General features: G+C 70.8%; 24 protein-coding genes and 1 pseudogene. 17 read left to right on the plus strand and 8 right to left on the minus strand.

Features of this window, described 5'->3' with window-relative positions; genetic code table 11:
- A pseudogene (locus KUG38_RS15445) lies at window positions 1-207 on the plus strand (single-stranded DNA-binding protein); the annotation flags it as partial.
- Here the strand turns inward: KUG38_RS15445 and KUG38_RS15450 are convergent.
- Window positions 208-459 carry a DUF8666 family protein gene (locus KUG38_RS15450; RefSeq protein WP_216923220.1) on the minus strand — a complete coding sequence of 84 codons (252 nt, stop codon included), beginning with the start codon at window positions 457-459 and terminating at the stop codon, window positions 208-210. It abuts the pseudogene before it with no gap.
- Between the two features lie 60 nt (window positions 460-519).
- Here KUG38_RS15450 and KUG38_RS15455 point away from each other — a divergent pair, with 60 nt between their 5' ends.
- The 3 genes from KUG38_RS15455 to KUG38_RS15465 are packed head-to-tail and all read left to right on the plus strand — an operon-like array spanning window position 520 to window position 3,123.
- Window positions 520-1,107, plus strand: coding sequence for a DUF2854 domain-containing protein (locus KUG38_RS15455; RefSeq protein ID WP_216923177.1), 588 nt, complete (start codon window positions 520-522; stop codon window positions 1,105-1,107).
- Window positions 1,104-2,000 (plus strand): acetylglutamate kinase, encoded by an 897-nt coding sequence (argB, locus tag KUG38_RS15460; protein ID WP_216923178.1) that lies wholly within the window; start codon window positions 1,104-1,106, stop codon window positions 1,998-2,000. The genes KUG38_RS15455 and argB overlap by 4 nt, the downstream gene beginning before the upstream one ends.
- The gene (locus KUG38_RS15465; protein WP_216923179.1) at window positions 1,993-3,123 is read left to right on the plus strand and encodes a DUF3153 domain-containing protein; all 1,131 of its coding nucleotides are present in this window, start codon (window positions 1,993-1,995) and stop codon (window positions 3,121-3,123) included. The genes argB and KUG38_RS15465 overlap by 8 nt, the downstream gene beginning before the upstream one ends.
- Before the next feature lie 44 nt (window positions 3,124-3,167).
- On the opposite strand, the gene priA is transcribed toward KUG38_RS15465, so the two are convergent.
- Entirely contained in the window at window positions 3,168-5,519 is a 2,352-nt protein-coding gene (priA, locus tag KUG38_RS15470) for a replication restart helicase PriA (protein WP_216923180.1), read from the minus strand.
- Window positions 5,520-5,980: 461 nt separating this feature from the next.
- Here priA and rpoD point away from each other — a divergent pair, with 461 nt between their 5' ends.
- The 7 genes from rpoD (at window position 5,981) to KUG38_RS15505 (ending at window position 14,493) form a co-directional block, all read left to right on the plus strand.
- Window positions 5,981-7,276, plus strand: coding sequence for an RNA polymerase sigma factor RpoD (gene rpoD, locus KUG38_RS15475; protein ID WP_216923183.1), 1,296 nt, complete (start codon window positions 5,981-5,983; stop codon window positions 7,274-7,276).
- 79 nt (window positions 7,277-7,355) lie between these two features.
- Window positions 7,356-8,465: a glycosyltransferase gene (locus KUG38_RS15480; protein ID WP_216923184.1), complete on the plus strand. Its 1,110-nt coding sequence runs from the start codon at window positions 7,356-7,358 to the stop codon at window positions 8,463-8,465.
- Between the two features lie 78 nt (window positions 8,466-8,543).
- Window positions 8,544-10,358, plus strand: coding sequence for an ArnT family glycosyltransferase (locus KUG38_RS15485; protein ID WP_216923185.1), 1,815 nt, complete (start codon window positions 8,544-8,546; stop codon window positions 10,356-10,358).
- A gap of 59 nt (window positions 10,359-10,417) precedes the next feature.
- Window positions 10,418-11,020: a phosphatase PAP2 family protein gene (locus KUG38_RS15490; protein ID WP_216923186.1), complete on the plus strand. Its 603-nt coding sequence runs from the start codon at window positions 10,418-10,420 to the stop codon at window positions 11,018-11,020.
- A complete protein-coding gene (locus KUG38_RS15495) occupies window positions 11,017-11,418 on the plus strand; it encodes a DUF1824 family protein (protein ID WP_216923187.1) in 402 nt (133 codons plus the stop codon). The genes KUG38_RS15490 and KUG38_RS15495 overlap by 4 nt, the downstream gene beginning before the upstream one ends.
- Before the next feature lie 107 nt (window positions 11,419-11,525).
- Complete coding sequence (gene hemC, locus KUG38_RS15500; RefSeq protein ID WP_216923188.1) at window positions 11,526-12,479, plus strand: hydroxymethylbilane synthase; 954 nt, start codon at window positions 11,526-11,528, stop codon at window positions 12,477-12,479.
- The gene (locus KUG38_RS15505) at window positions 12,454-14,493 is read left to right on the plus strand and encodes a chloride channel protein (RefSeq protein ID WP_216923189.1); all 2,040 of its coding nucleotides are present in this window, start codon (window positions 12,454-12,456) and stop codon (window positions 14,491-14,493) included. The genes hemC and KUG38_RS15505 overlap by 26 nt, the downstream gene beginning before the upstream one ends.
- A gap of 263 nt (window positions 14,494-14,756) precedes the next feature.
- On the opposite strand, the gene KUG38_RS15510 is transcribed toward KUG38_RS15505, so the two are convergent.
- From KUG38_RS15510 to KUG38_RS15520, 3 genes are all read right to left on the minus strand, one after another.
- Window positions 14,757-15,389 (minus strand): L,D-transpeptidase, encoded by a 633-nt coding sequence (locus KUG38_RS15510; RefSeq protein ID WP_216923190.1) that lies wholly within the window; start codon window positions 15,387-15,389, stop codon window positions 14,757-14,759.
- A 47-nt stretch (window positions 15,390-15,436) separates the two neighbouring features.
- Window positions 15,437-16,024: an inorganic diphosphatase gene (locus tag KUG38_RS15515; protein WP_216923191.1), complete on the minus strand. Its 588-nt coding sequence runs from the start codon at window positions 16,022-16,024 to the stop codon at window positions 15,437-15,439.
- A gap of 80 nt (window positions 16,025-16,104) precedes the next feature.
- The gene (locus KUG38_RS15520) at window positions 16,105-17,631 is read right to left on the minus strand and encodes a carboxypeptidase M32 (protein WP_216923192.1); all 1,527 of its coding nucleotides are present in this window, start codon (window positions 17,629-17,631) and stop codon (window positions 16,105-16,107) included.
- A gap of 77 nt (window positions 17,632-17,708) precedes the next feature.
- Here KUG38_RS15520 and KUG38_RS15525 point away from each other — a divergent pair, with 77 nt between their 5' ends.
- Window positions 17,709-18,386, plus strand: coding sequence for a hypothetical protein (locus KUG38_RS15525; RefSeq protein WP_216915429.1), 678 nt, complete (start codon window positions 17,709-17,711; stop codon window positions 18,384-18,386).
- Here the strand turns inward: KUG38_RS15525 and KUG38_RS15530 are convergent.
- Window positions 18,328-18,744, minus strand: a complete 417-nt coding sequence (locus tag KUG38_RS15530; RefSeq protein WP_216923193.1) for an OsmC family protein — start codon at window positions 18,742-18,744, stop codon at window positions 18,328-18,330. The genes KUG38_RS15525 and KUG38_RS15530 overlap by 59 nt on opposite strands.
- A gap of 79 nt (window positions 18,745-18,823) precedes the next feature.
- On the opposite strand from KUG38_RS15530, the gene KUG38_RS15535 reads away from it, so the two are divergent.
- Window positions 18,824-19,273, plus strand: coding sequence for a DUF2721 domain-containing protein (locus KUG38_RS15535; protein WP_286196111.1), 450 nt, complete (start codon window positions 18,824-18,826; stop codon window positions 19,271-19,273).
- Here the strand turns inward: KUG38_RS15535 and KUG38_RS15540 are convergent.
- Window positions 19,270-20,811 (minus strand): phytoene desaturase family protein, encoded by a 1,542-nt coding sequence (locus tag KUG38_RS15540; protein ID WP_216923195.1) that lies wholly within the window; start codon window positions 20,809-20,811, stop codon window positions 19,270-19,272. The genes KUG38_RS15535 and KUG38_RS15540 overlap by 4 nt on opposite strands.
- A 194-nt stretch (window positions 20,812-21,005) precedes the next feature.
- Between KUG38_RS15540 and KUG38_RS15545 the strand changes: the two genes are divergently transcribed.
- The 4 genes from KUG38_RS15545 to KUG38_RS15560 all read left to right on the plus strand — a co-directional run bounded on the left by KUG38_RS15545 (window position 21,006) and on the right by KUG38_RS15560 (window position 23,734).
- Window positions 21,006-22,109, plus strand: coding sequence for a fatty acid desaturase (locus KUG38_RS15545; protein WP_216923196.1), 1,104 nt, complete (start codon window positions 21,006-21,008; stop codon window positions 22,107-22,109).
- 19 nt (window positions 22,110-22,128) lie between these two features.
- The gene (locus tag KUG38_RS15550; RefSeq protein WP_216923197.1) at window positions 22,129-22,581 is read left to right on the plus strand and encodes a secondary thiamine-phosphate synthase enzyme YjbQ; all 453 of its coding nucleotides are present in this window, start codon (window positions 22,129-22,131) and stop codon (window positions 22,579-22,581) included.
- 19 nt (window positions 22,582-22,600) lie between these two features.
- Window positions 22,601-22,888, plus strand: coding sequence for a 4a-hydroxytetrahydrobiopterin dehydratase (locus KUG38_RS15555; RefSeq protein ID WP_216923199.1), 288 nt, complete (start codon window positions 22,601-22,603; stop codon window positions 22,886-22,888).
- A gap of 72 nt (window positions 22,889-22,960) precedes the next feature.
- Window positions 22,961-23,734, plus strand: a complete 774-nt coding sequence (locus KUG38_RS15560) for a Coq4 family protein (protein ID WP_216923201.1) — start codon at window positions 22,961-22,963, stop codon at window positions 23,732-23,734.
- Window positions 23,735-23,738: 4 nt separating this feature from the next.
- Here KUG38_RS15560 and clpB read toward each other — a convergent pair whose 3' ends face one another.
- Entirely contained in the window at window positions 23,739-26,357 is a 2,619-nt protein-coding gene (gene clpB / locus KUG38_RS15565) for an ATP-dependent chaperone ClpB (RefSeq protein WP_216923203.1), read from the minus strand.
- Window positions 26,358-26,415: the final 58 nt, after the last annotated feature.

Genomic DNA, 26,415 nt, shown 5'->3' on the forward strand with positions numbered 1-26,415 from the left:
TCGGCTGCGGAGCCGGCCCGCAGCCCGGCCCCCCTGCCGACTCCGCGCCCCGCCGGGGCCGCGGGGGCCGCCACCCCCGCCCCACGGCGGGCCCCCGCACCGGCGCCCTCCCGGTCGGCCACGGCAGCTCCCGCCGAGCCGGCCGCCCCCGTCTGGGACACCTCTCCGCTGGTCCCCCTGGGGGACGATGACGAGATCCCCTTCTGATCAGAGCCGTTCGGCGGCCTGGTCGATCAGCTGACCCAGTTCCCGTTCCAGGGCCGCCAGATCCAGCCGCCACTCGCTCCAGCGGCCGCTGTCCAGCTGGCGCAGCAGCCAGAGCCTGTCCTCCCCCAGCTGGCTGAGCAGCTCGGCGGTGCTGGCGGCCTGTGGCACGCTCCAGGGGGTGTCGATGTCGGCGGATGTCCCCGCGGGGCTGGCGGTGAAGCCGTCTTGCGCACTGGCTTGGGGGCTGGCCATGGGGCGGCGGGGCGGAGCCTGGGGACGCCATCCTGGCCCCCGCTGACGGAGAATGGGGCGATGCAAGCGTTTCTCTCCCCCGGCAGCCTGGTGACCGTGGCCGGTGCCGTTCTCACCGTGATCGGATCGATCGCCTACGCCACCGACAGCCCCAACATCAGCCTGGCCGGTGTCTTCTATGGCGTGCCGATCCTGCTGGGGGGCCTGGCCCTGAAATCCTCCGAGCTGCCCCCCGCCGAACGGCTCACGCCTGCCGCCAAGCTGCGCGACCTGCGCCAGCAGCCCGGCAACGAACCCCTGCGCAAGCTGCTCGCTGACGTCACCCGCTGGCGCTACGGCCAGAAGGCCCACCTGGAGAGTTCCCTGGAAGCCCTCAAGCTCTGGGACGAGGACGCCCCGCCCCAGCTGGTGGCCATCGAGGAGCTGGAGGCCGGCGGTGGCTACGGGCTGCGGCTGACGATCGAGTGCCACGGGGTGGCCTACGAGCGCTGGCAGGATCGGCGGGAACGTCTGGGCCGTTTCTTCGGTCCCGGCCTCACGGCCGACCTCCAGCAGTCCGGCCCCGGGCGCCTGCAGCTGAGCCTGCTGCCGGCCTCCTCCCCTGGCCCGGCCCCCTCCGACCCGTCCCTCGCCGCCCCCGTCCCTTGAGCCCCGATCGGCACATCAGCGCGGAAGACACCCTGCGGGTGTCCGTGCTCAGCGAAGCCCTGCCCTACATCCAGCGCTTCGCCGGCCGGCGGATCGTGATCAAGTACGGCGGGGCGGCCATGGTGCGCGAGGACCTGCGCGATGCCGTCTTCCGCGACCTGGCCCTGCTGGCCTGCGTCGGCGTCCAGCCGGTGGTGGTGCACGGCGGCGGACCGGAGATCAACCAGTGGCTGGAGAAGCTGGCGATCGAGCCCCGCTTCCAGGACGGCCTGCGGGTCACCTGTCCCGACACCATGGACGTGGTGGAGATGGTGCTGGTCGGGCGCGTCAACAAGCAGATCGTCAACGGCCTCAACCGGGTCGGCGGCCGGGCCGTGGGCCTCTCCGGCAGCGATGGCGGCCTGGTGCAGGCCCGCACCATGGGGGACGGGACCCTCGGAGTGGTGGGCGATGTGGCCCGGGTGGATCCCTCGGTGCTCACCCCCCTGCTCGCGGCCGGTTACATCCCGGTGATCTCCAGCGTGGCCCCCAATGCCGATGGCCTGGCCCACAACATCAATGCCGACACGGTGGCCGGTGAGCTGGCCGCGGCCCTGCAGGCCGAGAAGCTGATCCTGCTGACCGACACCCCCGGCATCCTCCGCGACCGCCACGCCCCCGCCAGCTTGATCCGCCAGCTCAGCCTCTCGGAGGCCCGCGGGCTGATCGCCGACGGGGTGGTGGAGGGGGGGATGACCCCCAAGACCGAATGCTGCATCCGGGCCCTGGCCCAGGGGGTGAAGGCGGCCCACATCATTGATGGCCGGGTGGCCCATTCCCTGCTGCTGGAGGTGTTCACCAACGCCGGCATCGGCACCATGGTGGTGGGCAGCCCCGGCCTGCTCGATGGCTGAGGATCCGCTCGCCGAAGCCCGCCGGGCCCTCGATCGCGGTGAGTACGGCCAGGTGCTGCGGCTGCTCGAGCCCCTCCAGGAGGAAAACTCCCCCCTCACGGCCGCCGGCGCCGAACTGCGGCTGCTGATGGCCACCGCCCTGATGGGCCAGGGTCGCACCGACCAGGCGGCCGCCTGCTGCCGCGGCCTGGTGCGCTGCCGTGATGCGACCCTGCGGGCCCAGGCGAAGGCCCTGCTGCTGGTGCTGGAGGCCCCGGAGCTGCGCCGTCCCAGCAACTGGTCGCTGACCCTGCCGGATCTTTCCGGCACCACCCCCCTCGAAGGGGTCGGCGCCGGGGTCAGCCGCCGCTCCCGCCGCCGCCCCGAGCCGCCGCCGCCACCGCCGGTGGGGCCCACCCGGGCGCCGGTCGGGTTCGCCGTCGTCGTGGCGGTGGTGCTGATGCTGCTGGCAGCCCTGCTGGGGGGCTGCATGGAGGTGCGCACCGAGCTGCGCTTCGATGGCCCCGGCAGGCTCCAGGTCAGCCACCAGCTCCGCAGCGACACCGGCACCGGGAGCCCCTGGCAGCGGCGGTTCGTTGCGGCCCTCGAAGGTCACGCCGAGGGGATCCCGGCCCCCGGGCCGTTCCGCCCCTCGGGGGGGAGCGGCGACCGTGTGGTTTCCACCCCCGTGCTGCCCGCCCTCGAGGCCCTCGGAGCCCTGGCGGGCAGCCTGGAGGTGGCGGGTCGGCTCAGCGGCGTCCCCCTGGCGGCGCCGGTGGTGGTCTGGGAGGAACGCAACTGGCTGCTGGGCGTCCGCCAGCACCTGCGGCTGGAGCTCGATCTCCAGGCCCTGGAGGCGATCCCGGGGCTGGATCTGGCGGTCGTGCTCGCCCCGGTGCGGCCGGCGGCGGTCCTGCGGGCGAGCCCCGCCGCCATCGCCGCAGCCCCTGCCGGGGATGGCGGCGGCCGCCGCCTGCTCTGGCCCCTCCAGCCCGGGCAGGTCAACGTCCTGGAACTGCGCTGCTGGCGCTGGAGCGGCCTGGGGCTGGGGGCGGCGGCGGTGGGCCTGGTCCTGCCGCTGGTGCTTGGCCTGCAGGCCATCCGCCAGCGGCTGGGCTTCGGCCTGCCGGAGCTGCCGGCCTGAGCCCTCCGGCCTGATCCCCCGGCCGCGGTCGCCGGGCCGCCGGCTCAGAGTTCCAGCGGGTCGGGATCGATCGTCAGGCTCACCCCTGGGGGCAGGGCCCGGCGCAGATCGGCTTCGGGGGGAAGGGGCAGCGCCGTTTCCCCATCGCTGTCCCCGTCCGGCGTTCCGTGCGCCACTCCATCCGCCGCCCTCAGGCTGCCGTGCAGCAGCAGTTGCCAGCGGCTCCGGCCCGCCACCCGGGCCACGGGGGCGGGGGCCGGGCCGATCACCACCCAGCCGGCCGCCTCCACGGCGGGCCGGATCCGTTCGGCCAGGGCGGCCGCGGCCGTGGCCGTGCCGCTGGCGGTGGGACCGGCCAGCCGCAGCAGGCAGGCCCGACCGAAGGGCACCATGCCCCCCTGGCGCCGCAGCTCCAGTTCCTCGGCCAGGAAAGCGGCGTAGCGGCCGTCCACCAGGTGACGGATCACGGGGTGGTCGGGGCTGTAGGTCTGCACCAGCACCTCGCCGGGGCGTTCGCCCCGACCGGCGCGGCCGGCGAGCTGGAGCAGCAGCTGCAGGCACTGCTCCGCGGCGCGCAGGTCCGGCCGGTGCAGCAGGCCGTCCGCCGCCAGCACCGCCGCCAGCGTCACCCGGGGCAGGTCCATGCCCTTGGCGAGCATCTGGGTCCCCACCAGCACGTCCGCCTCGCCGGCCGCGAAGCGCTCCAGCAGGCGGCGATGGCCATCCCGGCCCCGGGTGGTGTCCCGGTCGAAGCGGATCAGCCGCAGGCCCTCCAGTTCCGTCGCCAGCTGCTCCATCACCCGCTGGGTGCCGGCGCCGAAGGGCTTGAAGGCGGTGGAACCGCAGTGGCCGCAGCGATCCCCCATCTCCTGGCGGTGGTCGCACCAGTGGCAGCGCAGCCACTCCCGCCCCTCCTGGCCGCCGGCCCGGGGGCCGCGGTGGACGGTGAGGGCCACGTCGCAGTGGGGGCAGAGCACCACCTCGCCGCAGCTGCGGCAGCTCAGGAAGGAGCGGTAGCCGCGTCGGGGCACCAGCACCACGGCCTGCTCGCCCCGCTCCTGCAGGGTCTCCAGCCGGGCCATCAGGGGGCGGCTGATCAGGCGCCGGTGGCCGTCCACCAGCTCCTGGCGCATGTCCACCAGCCGCACCGGCGGCAGGGGGCGTCGGCCGATCCGCTCCGGCAGCGGCAGCAGGCGGGTGTCGGCGGGCTGGCCCTGGGGGCGCGGCTGGCAGCGCCACCAGGTTTCCAGGGAGGGGGTGGCGCTGCCGAGCACCAGCCGGGCCCCCGTCTGGCGGGCCCGCAGCCGGGCCACCTCCCGGGCGTGGTAGCAGGGCATCGGGCTCTCCTGCTTGTAGGAGGCATCGTGTTCCTCGTCGAGCACGATCAGGCCCAGCTGGCCCAGCGGCAGGAAGACGGCGGAGCGGGTGCCCACGGCCAGGCAGGGCGCGTGCTGCCGGGCGGCCTCGAGGCAGCGCCGCCAGGCCAGGACCCGCTCCCCGTCGCCCATGCCGCTGTGGTATTCGATCACCGCGGGACCGAAGCGGCGCCGGCAGCGGTCCAGCAGCTGGGGGATGAGGCCGATCTCCGGCGCCAGGATCAGCACGCTGCGCCCCGCCGCCAGCTCCCGGGCCGCGGCCTGCAGGTAGACCTCGGTCTTGCCGGAACCCGTCACCCCCCAGAGCAGCAGGCTCTGGCCCGGCGGCGCATCGGCGATGGCCGCCAGCGCCGCGGCCTGGGCCGGACTGGCGGGCTGGGCGCTTTCCAGGGGGGCCGGCCCAGCGCCCCGTCCGCCGGCCCCCGATGGGACCCGGGCGGCCTCCCTCAGGAGCAGGCCCCGGCGCTCCATGGTTCCGATCAGGGAGCGGCCGAAGCCCGCCTCCTGCACCAGATCGCGCAGCAGCCGCGCTCCCCCATGGCTGGCCAGGTGGTCCAGGAGCGCCTGCTGGCGGGGGGTGACGGTCTCACCGGCCGCGGCCGGGTTGGGCCGCACCGTCCACAGGACTCGCCCCTGGCCGGCGGGGCGGCGGGCCTGCCCCAGCCAGCCCGGCGGCAGGGCGCTCTTGAGGGTGCGGAACAGGCCGGTGTGGCACTGCCGGGCCACGCCTTCCAGCAGGGCCTGCCAGAGCGGATCGATCGCGGCGCTCTCCAGGACCGCGTCCACGGGCAGGACCGCCCGTCCCTCCATGGCGGCGGGACAGGCCGCGGCCGTCGCCACCACCAGGCCCGTGTGGGGCCGCCCCTGCAGACGGACCCGCACCAGATCCCCCACCCCGATGGCCAGGCCTGAGGGGTGGGCATAGGTGAAGGTCCGCCCCTCCCGGCCGGCCTCCAGCCAGACCTCCAGCCAACCTTGAGGAGCTGGTCCGGGTGGGGAGGGTGAGGAGCTGGCTGGCAATCTTGCAAAGATCTCATGCCATTCCTAGGATGACGTGGTTGGGCCGCCCGAAAGGCTGCCGTCGGAACCGCGCAGAGTTCCGTCCACAGGGAAGACCCGCTGAGGATCCAGGGATTCACTCCCTACCCATTCCTCCGGTCTGAGACCACCCGTGACAGCCCTGCACCGGCTCTGGCCGACTTCCACCATCCCAATCACGCTCCTGGAGCGATCCATCCACCATCCATCGGCAGGGGCTCCGTGAGGGGGGTCATCCCATCCCGCGACGTCCTGATGCTCTCCTTGCCCTCCCGGCCGGCTCCGCACCGGCACCGTGGAGGATGGGGGCCTGATTCAGCGACCCGGAGCACCGGAACCGGCTGATGGCATTTCGCTCCTGACCATGTCCGGGCCTTCAGCCCCGCCCGCCTTTCCCTCGCCCGCTTCATTCCCCCCACCCCACTCCCTTTCGCGTCGTTTCCATGAGCCCAGTCGCCGCCAAGGCCAAAGCCGCCGTTCCTGAGATCCTGGCCACCGTCTCCGCCACCGGCGAGGTGCTGCCCATCGACCCCTCGGCGGTGACGGCCCGGAAGACCGCGGCCCGTGCCCGAACGGCCGCCCCCAAGACTGGCGCCGCCAAGCCTGCCGCCAAGGCCAGCTCCCGGACGGCCAAGCCCGCGGCCGCCAAAGCCGCGGCCGAGAAGCCTCCGGCGGTGGTCCTCGACGACGGCCTCGTCGGGGATGAGGATCTGCCCGAGACCGGCGGCGACCTCCGCAAGGACGCCAAGGGCGCCAAGGCCCTCGCCAGCATCAAGGTGGGCCCGAAGGGCGTCTACACCGAGGATTCGATTCGCGTCTATCTCCAGGAGATCGGCCGTATTCGCCTGCTGCGGCCCGATGAGGAGATCGAGCTGGCCCGCAAGATCGCCGATCTGCTCGAGCTGGAGGAGAAGGCGGCCGAGTTCGAAGCCGACAAGGGCCATTTCCCCGACACCAAGGAATGGGCGGCGATCTTCGACATGCCGCTGATCAAGTTCCGCCGTCGGCTAATGCTGGGTCGGCGGGCCAAGGAGAAGATGGTCCAGTCGAACCTGCGGCTGGTTGTCTCGATCGCCAAGAAGTACATGAACAGGGGTCTGTCGTTCCAGGATCTGATCCAGGAAGGCAGCCTCGGCCTGATCCGCGCCGCCGAGAAGTTCGACCACGAGAAGGGCTACAAGTTCTCCACCTACGCCACCTGGTGGATCCGTCAGGCGATCACCCGTGCGATCGCCGATCAGAGCCGCACCATCCGCCTTCCCGTTCACCTCTACGAGACGATCTCCCGGATCAAGAAGACCACCAAGACCCTGTCCCAGGAGTTCGGTCGCAAGCCCACCGAGGAGGAGATCGCCGAGAGCATGGAGATGACGATCGAGAAGCTGCGCTTCATCGCCAAATCCGCCCAGCTGCCGATCTCGCTCGAAACGCCCATCGGTAAGGAGGAAGACTCCAGGCTCGGCGACTTCATTGAGGCCGATATCGAGAATCCGGAGCAGGATGTCGCCAAGAATCTGCTGCGTGAGGATCTCGAAGGTGTGCTGGCCACCCTCAGTCCCCGCGAGCGGGACGTGCTCCGCCTGCGCTACGGTCTCGATGACGGCCGCATGAAGACCCTCGAAGAGATCGGCCAGATCTTCGACGTCACCCGCGAGCGCATCCGGCAGATCGAAGCCAAGGCCCTGCGCAAGCTGCGCCACCCCAACCGCAATGGTGTCCTGAAGGAGTACATCAAGTAACGTCCTTCCACTGCCGGGGAATCCACAGACTGTTTGGCGAGTGCATGGTCGTCTTCTTTGGCAGCTCGCCTGAACTCCGATGACGGAACGGGATCAGTTCCTGCGTCTGACGGTTGTGCTGCCCACCTTCAACGAGTGCTCCAATGTGGAGCCCATCGTGGAGCAACTCCTGCCCCTGAGAGACAGCTTCGATCTCGAATTGCTGTTCGTTGACGATGATTCCAGTGATGGAACATCAGAAAAGGTGCGGATGCTGGCCCACCGCCATGGTTGCGTCCGGCTGATCCGCCGTGTCGGGCGTTTCGGCCTCTCCAGCGCCATCAAGGAGGGGATTCTGGACGCCACCGGCGATGTGGTGGTTGTCATGGACAGCGATGGCCAGCATGAACCCGCCTCGGTGGCCCATGCGGTCTCCGCCTTGCTGGAGAGTGGCGGCGATCTCATGGTCGGCAGCCGCTTCCATCCCGCGGCCTCGATCATGGGCCTGAGCGAGCGGAGGGAGCGGAACTCCACCTGGGCGAATTCCGTGGCCCGGTTCAGCCTGCCCCGCTACCGCCATCTGACCGACTACATGAGCGGTTTCTTCGCCCTGCGCCCCGAGCGTTGCCTCCCCTATGTGAGGCAGGTGGATGTCAATGGTTTCAAGTTTCTCTATGAACTGCTGGCCCTCAGCCACGGCCATCTGGCGGTGGCTGAGGTGCCCCTGAGTTTCCAGCCCCGCAACGCCGGGGAATCGAAGCTCAACCTGGCCGTGATCTGGGATCTGGGTGTCTCGATCCTGCACACCCTGCTGCTGCGCATGGTGCCGCGGCGGGCCGTCAGCTTTGCCCTGGTGGGCGGCACGGGCATCGGCATCCACCTGCTGGTGTTCGCCCTCAGCCAGGACCTTTTCGGCCTCAGCTTCGAGCAGGCCCAGGTGGTGGCCGTGGTCAGCGCCGGCTGCTCCAACTACCTGATCAACAACGTGCTGACCTTCCGCTCCCAGCAGCTCAGCGGCATCGCCCTGGTGTTCGGCCTGATCCGCTTCCTGCTGGTCACCTCCCTGGGCATGGCGGCCAATGTGGGGGTGTCCTCGGCGTTCTATCGGCAGGTCACGCCCCAGCCGCTGCTGGCCTTGCTGGCCGGCATCGCCGTCGACTTCGTCTGGAAGTACGCGGCGTCCTCCCGCTTCGTCTGGAACACGCCTTAGGGCCGACCAGCCCGGGGCCCCGGGACAGGTTGGCGGCCCCTGGCCTTAACTTCCCCTTGATCTCGTCGTCGACCCAGCATGGTGTCTGCTGCCCGGGGGGCCCGGCCGGAGAGTGTCCGCGCCCGTAGCCACAGGCAACTGGTCTGGGTGCTGAGCGGCCTCTGGCTGCTGCTGATCTGCTGGTTGGCCTTCTTCCAGGGCCTGGGCAGCCTCGGCCTGATGGACAAGACCGAGGCCCTGTTCGTGGAGGTGGGCCACCAGATGATGGAGCGGGGTGACTGGGTCACCCCCTGGTGGAACGGCGAACGCTTTTTCGATTACCCCGTCTGGGGCTACTGGATGGTCGGGCTGAGCTTCCGGCTTTTCGGGGTCAGCGAATGGGCCGCGCGGCTGCCGGTGGCCCTCGCCGCCAGTGCCGTGGTGGTGGCGGCCTTCGGCCTGATGCTGGCCTGGTCCCCGGCGGGTGAGGCGGGCCGGCCCAGGCTGCTCAGGGGTGTGGTGGCGGCCGGGGTGATCGCCACGACGCCGGGCTGGATCGGCTGGGGACGCACCTCCACCACCGACATGTTCCTCTCCAGCGCCATCACCCTGGCGCTGTTCGGCTTCCTGCTGGCCCACCGCCACCGGGCCGACCCCTGGCGGGCGCCCCTCGGCCGGGTGGCGATGGCGCTGTTCGCGGGCATCGCCGTGCTGGCCAAGGGCCCGGTGGGTCTGCTGCTGCCGGGTCTGGTGGTGGTGGTCTTCCTGCTGCTCACCGGCCATTGGCGAACCTGGCTGCGCTGGCGCCCCCTGCTGGCCATGGTGGCCCTGTTCCTCAGCGTGAGCGCCCCCTGGTACGGGGCGGCGGCGGCCGCCAACGGCGGCGACTTCATCGGCGGCTTCCTGGGGTTCAGCAACCTGCAGCGCTTCACGACGGTGCTCTACGACCACCCCGGCCCCCCCTGGTTCTACCTGCCCTGGCTGGTGCTGCTGGTGCTGCCCTGGTCGCTGTTCCTGCCCCTGGCGATCGCGGCCCAGGGCTTCTGGCGGCCCTCCCGCTGGCGGACGGCGGCCGCCGGTCCTTCCGGCGACGGCGGCGCCCCGGCGGAACTGGGGCTGTTCCTGCTGCTCTGGCTGGTGCTGGTGGTGGCCTTCTTCTCCGCCGCCGCCACCAAGCTGCCCGGCTACATCCTGCCGGCCCTGCCGGCGGCGAGCCTGCTGGTGGCGCTGCTGTGGCGCCCCCTGCCGGAGGCGACCACCCCAGCGGGGACGGCCCCGGGGCGGACGGGGGTGCGGATCGCCGCCGGCCTCGAGGTGCTGCTGCTGGGCGCCATGGCGGTGGCGGCCGCCCTGGCCCCGGGCTGGGTGGCGGGGGATCCTGCCTATCCGGAGTTCGGCGCCGCCCTGTCGCGCTCAGGGCTGCCCCTGGCGCTCTCGCTGTGTCTGGGGCTGACGGCCCTGGCCCTGCTGGTGCTGCTGCTGAGGCCGGCGGCCACCGACTGGCTGTGGCTGCCGAGCCTGGCTGGGTTCCTCGCGGTGCTCGGCCTGGTGATCGCCCCCCTCGGCCCCCTGCTGGACCGGGAGCGTCAGGTGCCCCTGCGCCAGATGGCCCGCGCCGCCCAGGCCGCCGCCAGGCCCGGTGAGCCGCTGCTGATCGTCGGCACGTTGCGCTACAGCCTGCTGTTCTACGGCGAGCCGGAGGCCGTCTTCGTTTCCGATCGCCACCACATCAACCAGCTCGCCCTGCAGGGTCCTGCCGCCCTCTCCCTGGCGCCGGACAGTCGCTCCGTGCGCCTGGTGGGTGATCGCCGCGATCTCGAGGCCCTGGCCCTGCCACCGCAGGGGATCGAGCGGCTGGCCCGCACCGGGGAGCTGGCCCTCTGGCGGGTGCCCCGACACCATCTGGTGCCGTGATGGGGTTCCATCTGCTGCCCCGGGACAGGATCCTGCTACCCGGCTGTTTGGTTGTCCTGGTGGGGCTGTTCGTGGCCGTGGCCCCGGGCCGGCCCCTGGCCCTGCTGGACGCCGCCGTCCTGGACTGGCTGGGCAACCACTTCCACGGCCTGGTGGGCGGGATCCTGACCCAGGTGTACCGGGCGACCGGCGTCGGCTTCACCGCCGTCCTGGTGGCGATGGCCCTGATCCATCTGCTGCGGCGGCGCTGGTGGAAGGACCTGCGCCTGCTGGTGATGGCCACGGGCGGCATCCTGATCCTGGTGGATCTGGTGTTCAAACCCCTGTTCAGCCGCCAGCGCCCGCCGGGCAGCCTGCTGCCGCTGGACGGTCACAGCTTCCCCAGCGGCCATGCCGCCGGGGCCGTGGCCTTCTACTTCGCCATGGTGGTGATCCTGGGGTCACACCATCCCCACCTGCGGCGCACCCTGGCGTTGGTGGCCTGCGGGCTGGTGGGTCTGGTCTGGCTCAGCACCCTCTACGTGCGGGCCCACTGGCCCACGGATCTGCTGGCGGGCGCCGCGGTCGGGCTGGCCTGGCTGACGGTGTGCCTGGCCTTCTGGCGCGATCCGCCCCCCGCCGACCTCCAGAGTGGGACGGTTCGACCACGGCGATCCCCTTGACCACCGACCTGCCCAGCTCCGGCCTGAACGGTCTGCGGGGCCTGCGCACCGCCCCTTCCCTCGATGGAGGGGCGAGCTCCCTGCTGCTTCGCGAGCTCGCCCCGCTGCTGGGGGCCTGCGAGTGGTTCACGATCGGGATCATGGCCCCCTCGGGTGATGCGGCCCTGGCGGCCCTGCGGCAGCTGGAGGCGGCCCAGGGGTGGTCGAGCCTGCAGCCGGGGGACCCCGGCGAAGGGGAGCCCGGCCCGGTGTTCCTGAAGGGCAACCAGCGCACGGGACTGTTCCATCTGCGCCGCGAGGAGGGCCTCGGCGAGGGGATCCTGATCACGGGCCACGCGGCTTCCGATCCGGACGCCGAGGACACCTGGGGGCCCCTGCCGCTCGATCTGTTCGCCTGATCCCATCAGCTGATCACGTTCCGTCCGCTGGATCGGGGGCGGGACGGACCGATGCCTAGGCTGGGCGGCTGTTGCCTGGCAGCGGTTGCTGCCGCCCGAAGCCTCCGATGACCAGCTCCACCCTGCGCATCGCCTCCCGCCGCAGCCAGCTGGCCATGGTCCAGACCCACTGGGTGCGTGATGAGCTCTCCAGCGCCCACCCCGGCCTGGCGATCACGATCGAGGCGATGGCCACCCAGGGGGACAAGATTCTGGATGTGGCCCTGGCCAAGATCGGCGACAAGGGCCTGTTCACCAAGGAACTGGAGGCCCAGATGCTGGTCGACCGGGCCGACATCGCCGTCCACAGCCTCAAGGACCTGCCCACCAACCTGCCGGAGGGCCTGATCCTGGGCTGCATCACCGAGCGGGAGGATCCGGCCGATGCCCTGGTGGTGCATGAGCGGCACCGGGACCGCACCCTGGCCACCCTGCCCGAGGGCAGCGTGGTGGGCACCAGCTCCCTGCGCCGCCTGGCCCAGCTGCGTCACCACTACCCCCACCTGGTGTTCAAGGACGTGCGGGGCAACGTGATCACCCGGCTGGAGAAGCTCGACGCCGGCGTCTACGACTGCCTGATCCTGGCGGCGGCGGGCCTCACCCGCCTCGGCCTCGGTGAGCGCATCCACGAGCTGATCGATCCCTCGATTTCGCTCCATGCCGTGGGCCAGGGGGCCCTGGGCATCGAATGCCGCGCCGGCGACACGGCCGTGCTCGAGACGATCGCCGTGCTGGAGCACCAGCCCACCGCCCGCCGCTGCCTGGCCGAGCGGGCCTTCCTGCGCAGCCTGGAGGGCGGCTGCCAGGTGCCCATCGGCGTCAACACCCACTTTGAGGCCGACGAGCTCGTGCTCACCGGCATGGTGGCCAGCATCGACGGCCAGCGCCTGCTGCGCGACAGCTGCCGCGGACCTGCCAGCGATCCCGAGGCGATCGGGGTGGCCCTGGCGGGCACCCTCCGGTCCCAGGGGGCCGGAGAGATCCTGGAGGAGATCTTTGCCACCGTCCGCCCCGGAAGCTGAGGCCAGCGGCCCCAGGGCCCCAGGGGCTGAGGCCGACCTGCGCGGCCTCCCCTTCCAGTGGAACCTGCTGGCCTGGGCGGCCCTGGTCGGCACCCTGACCGGCCTGGCGGTGGTGGCGTTCCACGAGCTGCTGGGCTTCATCAACAACTTTCTGTTCGGCCCCTTCGTCGAGGGCCTGCTGGTGATCGGGCGCTCCTCGCCCACCACCCCCGCCGACCTGCCGCCGATTGATCTGCCGCCGCTGGCGCCGGACAGCGGCACCCCCCTGCGGGCCCTGCTCCAGCTCGGTCTGGATGGCATCGGCCTGCTGGCGGCGGCACCGCCCCCGCCCCCCGAACCCCCGCCGATCAGCCTGCCCACCGCGCCGGACTGGCTCGCCCTCTGGCCCGTGGTGGTGGTGCCGACCCTCGGCGGTCTGGCGGTGGGCCTGCTGCGCCATGTCGCCGGCAGCATCGGCCCGGGTCTGTCGAGCCTGATGGCGATCGCCGACGGGCGCCAGGGGGGTGAGCCGCGCCTGCCCCTGCTGCGGCTGGTGGCAGCCTCCCTCAGCCTGGGCAGCGGCGCCTCCCTCGGGCCGGAGGGGCCCAGCGTGGAGGGCGGCGGCAACATCGGCCTCTGGGTGGCCCTGAAGGGTCGTCTCTCCCCCCAGGCCCAGAAGGCCCTGGTGGGGGCCGGGGTGGCGGCGGGCCTGGCGGCCGGATTCAAGGCGCCGATCGCCGGTGTGTTCTTCGCCTTCGAGGGCAGCTACAGCGCCATCCCGGGACGTCCCAGCCTGCGGGCGGTGCTGGTGGCGGCGGTGGCTTCGGCGCTCGTGACCCAACTGTGCCTGGGCGACATGCCGATCCTGCGCCTGCCCGCCTACGAGGTGCGCTCACCGCTGGAGCTGCCCCTGTATCTGGGGCTGGGCCTGCTGGCCAGCCTGATGTCCTGGCTGCTGATCCGGCTGCTGGCCGCCGGCCGCGACGAGCGGGTCCAGGCCGTGGTGCGGCGGCTGCCGCCCGGCCTGCCCACGGCCCTGGGAGGGGCGGCCCTCGGGGGCATGGCCCTGGTGTTCCCCCAGGTGCTCGGGGTCGGCTACGACACGATCGAAGCCCTGCTGGGCCGGGATGGCGGCATCCCCCTGCTCACCCTGGTGGCCCTGATCGGCGTCAAGCTGGTGGCCACCACCGTCAGCAACGCCACCGGCTTCGTGGGCGGCGGCTTCGCCCCCTCCCTGTTCCTGGGGGCGGTGCTGGGGAGCTGTTACGGCCAGGCGCTGGGCAGCGGCGGCCTGAATCTGCCGGTGGCCGAACCCCCCGCCTACGCCATGGTGGGCATGGCGGCGGTGCTGGCGGGCAGCGCCCGGGCTCCGCTCACCGCCCTTCTTCTGCTGTTCGAGCTCACCCGTGACATCCGCATCGTGCTGCCGCTGATGGCGGCGGCCGGCCTCAGCGCCGCCCTGGTGGAGCGTTGGCAGGGCATCCAGGATCCCGGCCTGATGGGCCCCGATCCCCTGGAGGAACGCCGCCGCAGCCAGCTGGCGGCCATCCCGGTGGAGGAGGCTTTCGAGCCGGAGGCCCCCCTGGTGCTGCCGGCCTCCCTGACGGCCTCAGCGGCCCTGGCCCGGCTGATCGACAGCCATGGCCATTGCCTGCTGGTGGAGCGGGCCGGGCTGGCCCTGGGGCTGGTGACGATCGGGGACCTGCAGCGTGGCCTCGGCTCCGAGCTCCATCGCCAGGAACCTCTGCGTCTCGAGGATTGCCTGCGCACCGACCTGGTCTGGTTGCCGACCGGTGTGCATCTGGATCGCCTCGAAGATCAGCTGAGGCCCAATGGCCTGCGGCAGCTGCCGGTCTTCGAGCTGGAGGGGGGATCCGGGGACCATCTCCCCCATGGACTGCCCACCGGAGGACTGGCCGTCGACCGGCTACGGGGGATGGCCAGCCGCGACGGCATGGCCAGGGCCCAGGCGCGACGCTTTCAGGCCGCTTCGGAACGGCCCTCCATCAGGGCCTCGGCGACGGGATCAGCCTGAGAGAGCAGGCCCAGAATCCGCTGCAGGTCCAGTTCGGATAGCTCACCGTCGTTGCCCCACTTCAGCGATGTGCTGTTCAGCTGGTCGGTGGTGGGTTCGTGAGTGGAATCGAACATGGGAGGAAATTCGGCGGTTCTGGAGGGCGCCGCTGTTGATCGAGTTTCAAGACATTAGGTGTTTGCACCCAGACATCAAACCCTTCCCGAACAATCTCCAGAATCTCTTCGGTCGCTCCCTTTTTCGCTGGAATCGCCCTTCGGTGTTCAGGGTTTGACAACCACCGGTGTTCCCACCTCCACCTGGTCGAAGAGGGCGCGCACATGGGGGGTGAGCATCCGGACACAGCCGTTGGTGACGGCGGAGCGGGAGGTGACGGTCCAGGCCCAGGCGCTGGGGGTGCCGTGGATGCCGTACTGGTTGGGGCCGCTCTTCTTGAAGCCGATCCAGCGGTCACCAAGCGGGCCATTGGGGCCCTTGGTGGGGTTGACCTTGCCGCTCGCCGTGCTCTGGTACTGGGGATTGACCACCTTGGTCTCCACGAGGAACCGTCCTTTGGGGGTGGGGGTGCGGGAATCGCCGATGGCCACGGGCCAGCTGCCCAGCACCTTGCCGTTGTCCCGCAGGCTGATGGTGCGCTTGCCGAGCTCCAGCACGATTTCACGGGTGCTGGTCACGGTGGCTTTGGCCGGAGCAGGCGCGGCGGTGGCGGGCGCGGCCACGGCGGGGGCGACCACACCGGGGGACGCCGGGGCCACGCCGGCGGGCACGGCCGGAGCCGCGGTGGTGGGAGCAGCCGTGGCGGCCGGCACCGGCGCATCGGCCGCACCGGCGGCCCCCGCCATGGCGGCCCCCCAGCCGGTGGTCAGGAGCACGGAAAGGACCAGGGAGCGGGACATGGGCGGAGCGGGATCGGAGGGACCGCGGCGGCGGTGCACGGTGGACGTCAGTCGACCAGACGGGGATCGATGACGGAAAGATAGCGATCTTCGCATTCCTTGATGATGCGAACGGCCTCGCCGGTGTCATGGAAGCCGTTGACCTTGCAGGTGCCGGGCTTCTTCAGATCCTTGTAGTGCTCCCAGTAGTACTGGGTTTCCTTGAGCCAGTGCTCACCCAGCTGGGTATAGCTGGTGATGTGATCCATGCGCTTGTCGTCGGCCAGGACAGCGATCACCTTGTCGTCCACCTCGCCACCGTCGTCGAAGCACATGATGCCGATGATGCGGGCCTCCACCAGGCTGCCGGGCACCAGGGGCTCGGTGACGCCGACGATCTCGATGTCGAGGGGATCGCCGTCCTCGTCCCAGGTGCGGGGAATGCAGCCGTAGGCGAAGGGGTAGGCGAGGGAGGAATAGCCCACCCGATCCAGCTTCAGATGGCCGGTTTCGGTGATCAGCTCGTACTTGTTGATCGTGTTCGAGTTGAGCTCCACGATGGCGTTGAGCCGCAGCTCGGCCTCATCGGCGAAGGCCGGCAGCACATGCAGCAGGTTCAGCATGGTGCGGCTGGGGGCGTGGTCGATGTTCGCCATGGTGGGGGTTTTCGGCGGCGGCATCCTAGGCATCGGGCCCCGGAGGCCCTGGTCTGCCCGCCCCTCTCACCCCGCCCCACTCACCCCGCCCCGGTCAGCTGGCCGACCTTGGCGCGCAGGTAGGTGAGGAAGGGCTGGGCGCCCAGGGGCCGGCCCGTGACCCGCTCGACGAGTTCCTCGGCGTTCACGGAACGGCCGTGGGGCCAGATGTTGCCGGCGAGCCAGTGCTTCAGCGCGGCCGTCTCCCCCGCAGCCACCAGCGCCTCGATGGGGCCGATCTCCTGCTCGAGGGCCTCTGAGATCTGGGCGCTGATCAGGTGGCCGAGGGCGTAGGAGGGGAAGTAGCCGAACAGCCCCTCGGCCCAGTGGATGTCCTGGAGGCAGCCCTCGGCGTCCGTGGCGGGCTGCAGCCCCAGCAGCTCCTGCATGCGCCGGTTCCAGGCGGCGGGCAGCTCCTCCACCGGCATCCCCTGCTCCAGCAGGGCCAGCTCCAGCTCGAAGCGCATGACGATGTGGAGGCTGTAGCTCAGCTCATCGGCCTCCACCCGGATCAGGCCCGGCCGCAGGGGGTTGAGGGCCCGCCAGAAACCGAAGGCTCCGCCCCAGGGGTCTGACCCCAGACCCCGTTGGAAGTGGGGATGCCAACGCTCGGCGAAGGCCCGGCTGCGGGCCACGCGGCACTCCCAGAACAGCGACTGGGACTCATGCACCCCCATCGAGGTGGCCTCCCCGAGGGGCCAGGGGAAGTAGTGGTCGTCGCTGCGGGGCAGGCCCTGCTCGTAGAGGGAGTGGCCCCATTCATGGGCGGTGGCCAGGAAGGCCGAGAACGGCTGGCCCCCCACCACCCGGGTGGTGATGCGGAAGTCCTGGGGGCCCACGGTGCAGGAGAAGGGGTGGGCGGATCGGGACCGCTGGCAGCGGGCTGCGTCGTAGCCCCAGCTGTCGAGCAGCTCACTGCAGAGCCGCTCCTGCAGCCCTTCCGTCAGCTCGAAGGGCTCCTGTGGGCCCGCAGGCGGGGCGGCCGCCACCGTCTCCAGCAGCCCCGGCAGTTCCGCCGCCAGGGGGGTGAACAGCTCCATCAGCCGGGCCTTGCTGACGTCGGGCTCGAAGGGCTGGGCCAGGACCTCCCAGGGGCTGCGGGCCACGGGTTCGGCGTCCGCCAGCTGGCCGGCCTGTTCGCGGCGCAGCCGGATCAGCTCCCGCAACGCCGGGGCGAAGGTGGCGAAGGTGCTGGCCGCGCGGGCTTCCTGCCAGACGGCATTGCCGTGGGACTGGGCCCGGGCCAGGGCGGTGACCAGGGCCGGATCCAGACAGCGCTGGCGGTTCAGCTCCAGGCGCAGCAGCTGCAGGTTGCGGCGCCGCTGGGGAGGGGCGGCCCCATCCAGCTCGGCCTCCGCCGCCGCCACCAGATCGGCGTAGGCGTCACTGCTCTGGCGCTCGTGCAGCTGGGCGGCCAGCAGGGCCAGCTGCTCGCCGCGCCAGGGGGCACCGGCGGCGGGCATCACCGTGTTCTGGTCGTAGTAGAGGGTGCTGCTGATCGAGCCCAGCAGGCGGGTGGTGTGCAGGTGCCGCTGGAGCTGGTCGAGGGCCGGAGCCGCTGCAGGCATGGGATCGGTGGAGCCGGTGGCGCCAGCATGGCGCTGGCGGCGCCATGGTGGAGGCGGACCTTCCCGGTGTCGGATCGATGCATCCCCCTTCTCCGGAGCAGGCCCTGGTGCTCGCGGCCATCGAACGGTTCATGGCCGACCCCGACCTCGCCCTGCAGGGCCAGCCACCCGGCGGCGACTCCGGCGATGTCCTCAGCGCCATCCTGCGGGCCCTGACCATGGTGCTGCCGCTAGAGGAGATCGAACTGGCGGTCACGGGCCTGCTCACGGTCCATTGCGATCGGCTCGACGACGACACCCAGCTGGTGCTCGAGGCCCTGCTCACCGCCATTGAGCGGGACGACGACGAGATGGCCCTCGACACCCTGCTGGCCAGCGAGGCCAGCCTGCTGGAGGCCAATGCCCTCGACGGCAACTATCTGCTGGTCTGGGATCCGGCCGAGGCTCCGCCGCTGCGGGAGATGGAGATCCTCGATGTGCTGGAGCGCTACCCCTGCCGTGGCGAGGCGGCCCGCTGGAACTGCGACGACTTCGTGGCCCTGCTGGAGGGAAAGATCCTTCAGTGGCGCAAGACCATGGTGGCCCTGGAGATCCTCCAGGAGCAGCCCGGCACCCGCCCCGCGGCCAGCACGATGGTGCTGCTGGTGCCGGAGGACCCAGCGGCTCCGCTCGAGCAGCTGGAAGTGGGGGTCACCCTCAGCCCGCCGTCGCCGGGTTCCAGTGCAGCCGCATCGGCACGCAACCTTCCAGACTGACCTTCACAGGGCAGCGCTCGCCGGCGCGGATCAGCAGGTCCCGCTGGCCGTCATCGAGGCCGGCCGGAAGATCGATCCAGGCCTCCAGCAGGGCGATGCGGCGTTCGCCGCTCTGGCTCATGCCCTTCTCCACCCGCACCCGGGCGCCCTCCAGGGGGATCCCCTCCCGTTCGGCCACGATGCCCATCACCGTCAGCAGGCAGGTGGCCAGGGCCGTCGCCACCAGGTCGGTGGGTGAGAACGCCTCCCCCTTGCCCTGGTTGTCCACGGGGGCATCGGTGATCAGCCGCGACCCCGACGGGGCGTGCTCCGCCGCGCAGCGCAGGGCTCCCTCGTAGCGGCAGGTCATCGTGGTCATGGCGGGCGCTGGACGGTGAACGTCCCTCCAGGCTGGCAGGGGCCGCCGCCCTAGATTCGCCGCCGCGATGTCCGCAGCCTTGGCCCTGATCCTGCTGGTGGCCCCCCACCCGGCCGGGGCCCTCCCCGAGACGATCCGCCTGGCGGTCACGCCGGTGTTTCTGCTGGCCGGCATCAGCGGTCTGCTCGGGGTGATCACCACCCGGCTGGCCCGGATCGTCGATCGGGCCCGGCTGCTCAAGGAGCGGAGCGGGGCCGCCACCATGGCCCAGGAGCGGGAGCTGCAGGAGGAGCTGATGCTCCACCGCCGGCGGATGTTGATGGCCTCGAGGGCCTTCGCCTGCGCCACCACCAGCTTCCTGCTGGTGGCCACCGTGGTGGTGGTGCTGTTCGTGAGCACCCTGGCCACGATGGACGTGACGCCCCTGGTTGCCGTGCTGTTCGTGGTGGCGATGGGCTCGCTGATGACGGCGGTGGTGCTGCTGCTGCGCGAGGTGCAGCTGGGCAGCCTGGCCCTGCGACGGTTCTAGGCCGCCGTCAGGCCGATCTCCTCCAGCAGTTGCCGTTGCTGGCGCGCCCCGACGAAACGGTGGGCGGCCATGGCACCGCTCACCGCCACCGGCGGCACGCCGATGCCCGGGAAGACACCGGCCCCGCAGAGCACCAGCCCCTCGACCGGGGTGGACCCGCCGGGGAAGGGACCGGCGTTGGCGGGCCAGGCGGGGCCGTAGCTGCCCTGGTGCATCCGCAGGTAGTGCCGGTGGGTGAGGGGGGTGCCCTGCAGTTCCAGCACCACCCGCTCCCGCCAGTCGGGCAGCACCCGCTCGAGCGCCTCCCCGAAGACGGCGCAGCGTTCCCGCTTGAGGGCCTCGTAGGCGGCGCTGCCCCGCTCCAGCCCCTGCCACAGCTCCCAGGGTTCGTTGGCCGGGGTGTAGCCGTGCAGCACCTGGTGGCCCGGTGGCGCGCAGGACGGATCGAGCCGGGAGGGCATCGAGAGCACCACCATGTTGCGTTCGGCCCCGATACCGCGCCCCCAGTCACCCACCCAGACGTGGTGGATCGGCAGGTGATCGAGGTCGTCCCCCCGCAGGGCCAGGTGCCAGTGCAGGAAGCCGGCGCAGGCCGGGGTGGCCGCCTGCCGCTGCCGCCAGCGGGACGGCACCGCCGTCTCCGGCAGCAGGGCAAGCAGGTCCCAGGGGCTGGTGTTGGCGATCACCCCGCGGCCGGCCTCGAGGCGCTCCCCGTTCGCGAGGCGGACGCCCACCGCCCGGCCCTGCTCCACCAGGATCTCTGCCACCGCCGCGCCCGTGCGCAGCCGGCCGCCATGGCGCTCCATCCCCCGCACCAGCGCCGCCGCCACGGCCGCGCTGCCGCCGATGGGGTAGTCGAGGCAGGCCTCGGGCTCGAACCATTCGCCGAACAGGGTCGCCATGGCGGCGGCACTGGTCTGGTCCATGGGCAAACCGGAGATCAGGAAGCAGAGCAGGTCGACCCAGTGGAGCAGGAATGGATCGCTCAGGTGCCGGCGGGCGATCGGCCCGAAGGCGCCCCCCAGGGCCGCCAGCCGGCCGGCCTGGCCCAGCAGGCGCAGGGCGTTGCCGCCGCCGAGGGTGGTGGCCAGACCGGCCCCGGGCCGCAGGGCCAGCAGCGGCAGGGCGCGGGCCGCCTCGCAGCTGGGCCTCAGGGCCGTGAGGAAGCGGTCCCATTCGGCCGCCACCGCCGGGCCACGCAGATCCCTCACCAAAGCCAGGAAGGGGGCCTGGCCCACCCCCACCCGCAGGGACCCCTCGGGCAGCAGCAGCCCCCAGTCGCGGTAGCTGGCCACGGGCAGGGTTTCCCCTACCGCCCGCAGCACCTGGGCCAGGGGGTTGGTGCTGGGCCACCGGCCCAGGCCGCTCCAGAGCGACGGGCCGGATTCGAAGTGAAAGGGACCGCGCCGGAATCCGTGGGCCGCGCCGCCGGGGCTGGTGTGGGCCTCCAGCACCAGCACCTCCAGCCCGTGGCGGGCGGCGATGGCGCCGGCGCACAGGCCGCCCAGGCCACTGCCCACCACGATCAGGTCGCTCACCTTGGGCGCAGCAGATCCGCTGCAGATCCTATTCAGATTCCCTTCGCATGGAAGGCAAACGGAATGCCCCCTTGCTGACTAGGATCGTTCGATATAGCAAAGGTTTTGCATTGTCGCAGGGCTTCCCTTCCGCCACCCTGTCCGATAGCACGCCGCCCGTTCCCCCTGATGCGGACGCGGGCTCCACGCCATCGATGCGTCAGCCCAAGCGGGGCGATTTCGAGCTAAAATCCTTCATGGACAGCTCCAATCTGCGGGGCTCCTGGCAGATCGCCAACACCGTCATCCCCTACGCGGCCCTGTGGTGGGTGGCCGACTGGAGCCTCCAGCACGCTCCCCTGCTGCTGCTCCCCACCATGGTCGTCATGGTGCTGCTGCTGGCTCGCTGCTTCTCGCTGATGCACGACTGCGGCCACGACTCCCTGTTCCGCAGCCGGCGGGCCAACCAGGTGTTCGGCTTCCTGCTCGGCGTGATCAGTGCCATTCCCCAGTACCCCTGGTCCCGCGGCCACGCCTACCACCACCGCCACAACGGCGACTGGGAGAAGTACCAGGGACCGTCGGCCCTGGTCACCACGGGTGCCTTTGCCGCCCTCAACCCCGGCCAGCAGCGGTTCTACGGCGTGCTGCGCCATCCGGCGATGCTGTTCCCCGGAGGCTTTTTCTACCTGGTGATCAAGCCCCGGGTGGCCCTGATCCTGGGGCTGGCTGGCTTCTTCCCCCATCTTCTGGCCTGCCTGCGCAGCCCGCAGCCGATGGGCCTGGGCCAGATCCTTTCCAGCTATCGCTCCAGGCACTGGTACACCCAGGGGGAATTCCGCCATCTGCTGGCCAACAACATCGCCGTGATCGGCTCCTGGTGGTTGATGGCCCACTGGCTGGGCGCCGGCGTGTTCTGGTCGATCTACGCCCCGGTGATGGCCTGCGCGGCGGCGATCTTCATCTGCATTTTCTTCGTCCAGCACAACTTCCCCGGCTCCTACGCCCACGCCACCGCCGGTTGGAGCGAGATGACCGGGGTGCTGGAAGGCACCAGCGATCTGGAGCTGCCGCCGGTGTTCAACTGGTTCTCGGCCGACATCGGCTGCCACGCCATCCATCACCTGTCGTCCAAGATCCCCAACTACCGGCTGCGGGCCTGCCACGAGCGCAATGCCCACCTGCTCCAGGGGGTGCGGCGGCTGTCGCTGGCCGACATCCCGGGGTGCTTCAGCTACATCCTCTGGGACCCCCAGGCCTGCCGCCTGACCACGATCGAGGCGCTGCGTTCCGCCGCTCCGGTCCCGGTCGCCAGCTGAACGACGCCAGGAGGACCCGATGCTGCGCCAGAGCCTGAGCCAGTTGGAGGTGTCCACCCATGGGGAGGGCTTCGATGACATCACCGGGGGCCTCAACCGGTTGATCGCCGCCAGCGGCCTGGTGCTCGGCACCGCCACCATCGCCAGCCTGCACACCTCCTGCTCCCTGACGATCAACGAGAACGCTGACCCCAGGGTGCTGGTGGATCTGGCGGCCTTTCTGCGGGCCCTGGTGCCTCCGGAAGGGGTGCGGCCCCTGAGCGGCCAGGGGGAGCGGCGCCCCTGGGTGCACGACGACGAAGGCCCCGATGACATGCCCGCCCACATCCGCACCGCCCTGACCTGCACCAGCCTGGTGCTCCCCTTTCAGTCGGGCCGCCTGCTGCTCGGCACCTGGCAGGCGGTGTACCTGTGGGAACACCGGGCCCGACCCCACCGCCGCCGCCTCAGCCTGCATCTGCTCGGCGAATGACCCCCTGCTTTCCTCTCCCATGGCCGCCCAGCCCCTGACCCCCGCCCAGATCGCCGCCCTGGCCGCCGATCTGCCGCAATGGACGCTGCGGGAGGGCAAGCTCCATCGGGAACTGCGCTTCGCCGATTTTTCCGCGGCCTTCGGCTTCATGGCCCGGGTGGCCCTGGCGGCCGAGGCGATGGGCCACCATCCGGAATGGTGCAACGTCTGGAACCGGGTGACGATCAACCTCACCACCCATGACACCGGCGGTCTGTCGAACCTGGATGTGGAACTGGCCCGCCGCATCGATGCCCTGGTGGGCTGAGGCTGGCCTGCTGGGCCGGCCCGGGCGGCGTGTCTAGCTTCCCTGGGTGCCCCCCCTGCCTTGCAGCGCCCCATGGGATTTTGCTACCTCGATCGGATCGCCACCGAGGAGAACATCCACGCGTTCCTCGAATTGGCCGATCTGGCCGCTGGAGCCGGTGCCTCGGCCAACAACGTCTTCCTGCTCTCCCATCGGCTGCGCCAGTCCCGTCCGATGCAGGTCTGCCGGGCGTTGCTGGGGCGGGACCCGGCCGCCGCGGCCCTGATCGAGCAGAGGCAGCTCAGTGGCCCGTATGACGCGGCTGCCCTGCGGGCGCTGCCGAAGGGAACCCTGGGCCACACCTACGCCACGGTGCTGGAGACGATGGGGTACGACATCAACTTCTTCCCCAAACCCGAGTTCTACGCCAACCTCGAAACCGACGCCGATTACATCAACTACCGGGTCTACGCCACCCACGACATTCACCACATCGTGAGTGGTTTCAGCCTCGACAATTTCGGTGAGCTCGGTGTGATCAGCATGAGCGTGGCCCAGTTCGCCCATCCCGGCCTGGCCTTCACCGATCTGATGGCCCTGCTGCTCAACTGGTTCCGCAACGACACGCCCATCGACGAACTGGAAACCCCAGCCGAGCAGGCCCGCACCGCCGGTTACGCCTTCGGCATGATCAGCAAGGGTCTGCACATCGGCGCCGAGGCCCAGCCGCTGTTCCCGGTGATCTGGGAGGAGCGGATGGGCCAGGACCTGGAGGAGCTGCGGGCCGAACTGGGCATCGCGGCGGTGACGGAGGGGACCTTCAGCTGGTACGCCAACCCCTCCCTGGTGGCGGCACTGGCCGCCTGATCCCTCAGACGAGGGCGGGCAGCCGGGAGGACTCGGCCGGGCGGAAGCGCAGCCGCTCGTGTTCCACGTCCACCACGATGGTGGAGCCGCTCAGGTAGGTGCCGGCCAGGATCGCCTTGGCGATCGGCGTCTCCAGTTCGCGCTGGATGGCCCGCTTGAGGGGCCGGGCGCCGTACACCGGGTCGTAGCCCACGGCGGCCAGCCAGTCGAGGGCGGCACTGTCGAGCTCCAGGCCCAGCTTCCGCTCCTCGAGCCGCCGGGCCAGCCGCTGCACCTGCAGTTCCACGATCTGGCGCAGTTCCTCGGCCTTGAGGCTGTGGAAGATGATCGATTCATCCAGCCGGTTGAGGAACTCGGGGCGGAAGTGGCCCCGCAGGGCTTCGTTGACCCGCTTCTCCATCTCGCCGTGGCGGGCGGGGTCGCCGGCCAGATCGAGGATCGAGGCGCTGCCGATGTTGCTGGTGAGGATCAGCACCGTGTTGGTGAAGTCCACCGTGCGGCCCTGGCCATCGGTGACGCGGCCGTCATCGAGGATCTGCAGCATCACGTTGAACACATCGGGGTGGGCCTTCTCCACCTCGTCGAAGAGGATCACGGCGTAGGGACGGCGCCGCACCGCTTCGGTGAGCTGGCCGCCCTCCTCGTAACCCACGTAGCCGGGAGGGGCTCCGATCAGCCGGGACACGGCGTGCTTCTCCATGTATTCGCTCATGTCGATGCGCACCATCGCCTCCTCGCTGTCGAAGAGCTGGGACGCCAGCGCCTTGGAGAGCTCGGTCTTGCCCACGCCGGTGGGGCCGAGGAACAGGAAGCTGGCGATCGGACGGTTGGGGTCGGACAGGCCCGCCCGCGACCGCTGGATGGCGTCGGCCACCGCCGTCACGGCCTGCTCCTGGCCGATCACCCGGGTGTGCAGTTCGTCCTCGAGATGGAGCAGTTTCTCCATCTCCGACTGCACCAGCTTGCTGACCGGAATCCCGGTCCACTTGGCGATCACCTCGGCGATGTCGTCCTCGGTGACCTCCTCGCGCAACAGGTTCTTGTCGCCGGCATGGGCGCTCAGCTCGGCTTCCTTGGCGGCCAGCTTCTTGTTGAGCTCCGCCAGGGTGCCGTACTCCAGTTCGGCGGCCTTGTTGAGGTCGTAGTTGCGCTTGGCCTGCTCCACCTGCAGCTGCACCTGCTCGATCTCCTCCTTGATGGCGGAGAGTTCGTCGATCGAGCCCTTCTCCTTCTGCCACTGGGCGTTGAGGCTGCTCTGCTGCTCGCCCAGGTCGGCCAGCTCCTTCTCGAGCTTCTCGAGCCGGTCGCGGCTGGCGGGGTCCGATTCCCGCCCCAGCGAGAGCTTCTCCATCTCCAGCTGCAGGATGCGGCGATCGAGCTCGTCGATCTCCTCCGGCTTGGAGGTGATCTCCATCTTCAGGCGGGCCGCCGATTCGTCCATCAGGTCGATGGCCTTGTCGGGCAGGAAGCGATCGGCGATGTAGCGGCTGCTCAGCACGGCCGCCGCCACCAGGGCGTTGTCGGCGATGCGCACGCCGTGGTGCACCTCGTAGCGCTCCTTGAGGCCCCGCAGGATCGAGATCGTGTCCTCCACCGTGGGCTGGTCGACGAACACCTGCTGGAAGCGGCGCTCCAGGGCCGGGTCCTTCTCGATGTGCTGGCGATGCTCATCGAGGGTGGTGGCGCCGATGCAGCGCAGTTCGCCCCTGGCCAGCATCGGTTTGAGCAGGTTGCTGGCGTCCATGGCCCCGCCGGTGGCGCCGGCCCCCACGACGGTGTGGATCTCGTCGATGAACAGGACGATCTGGCCTTCGCTGGAGGTGACCTCCTTGAGCACGGCCTTGAGGCGTTCCTCGAACTCGCCGCGGTACTTGGCGCCGGCGATCAGGGCGCCCATGTCGAGGGCGATCAGCTGGCGGTTCTGCAGGGCCGTGGGCACGTCACCGTTGACGATCCGCTGGGCCAGTCCCTCGACGATCGCCGTCTTGCCGACGCCGGGTTCGCCGATCAGCACCGGGTTGTTCTTGGTGCGGCGCGAGAGGATCTGCACGGTGCGGCGAATCTCCTCGTCGCGGCCGATCACCGGATCAAGCTTGCCTTCCCGGGCGGCGGCGGTGAGGTCACGGCCGTACTTTTCGAGGGATTCATAGGTGCCCTCAGGGTTCTGGTCGGTCACGCGTTGGCTGCCCCGCACGGCCATCACAGCCTCGCGCAGCTTGCGCTCGTCGGCGCCCGACTGGGACAGCAGCTGGCGGCCGCAGCGGTCATCGCCGGCCAGGGCCAGCACCAGGTGCTCCACGGCGATGTAGCTGTCCTGGAATTCCTGCTTGAGGGCGTCGGCCCGGTCCAGCACCGCGTTGAGCCCCTTGCCCAGGTAGACGTTGTCGGGGGTGGTGGCCAGGCTGGGCTGGGCGGCGAGGAAGGCCTCCAGCTTCTGGCTCAGCGCCCCCAGATCCACACCGGCCTTCTCCAGGATCCGGCTGGCCAGGTCCTGCTGGGCCAGCAGGGCGGCGAACAGGTGCTCGCTGTCCATCTGCTGCTGGCGCCGCTGCTGGGCCAGTTGCTGGGAGGCCACCACGGCCCCCCAGGCCTTTTCGGTGAACAGTTCGGCGGTGGGATGCATGGATGGGTTCTCCCTGCGGACGGTGGCTGGAGCCAACGTATGAATGCCGCCGGGATCG

Source organism: Synechococcus sp. CCAP 1479/9, from assembly GCF_019038535.1.
In the GTDB taxonomy this organism is placed as follows: Bacteria; Cyanobacteriota; Cyanobacteriia; order PCC-6307; family Cyanobiaceae; genus Cyanobium.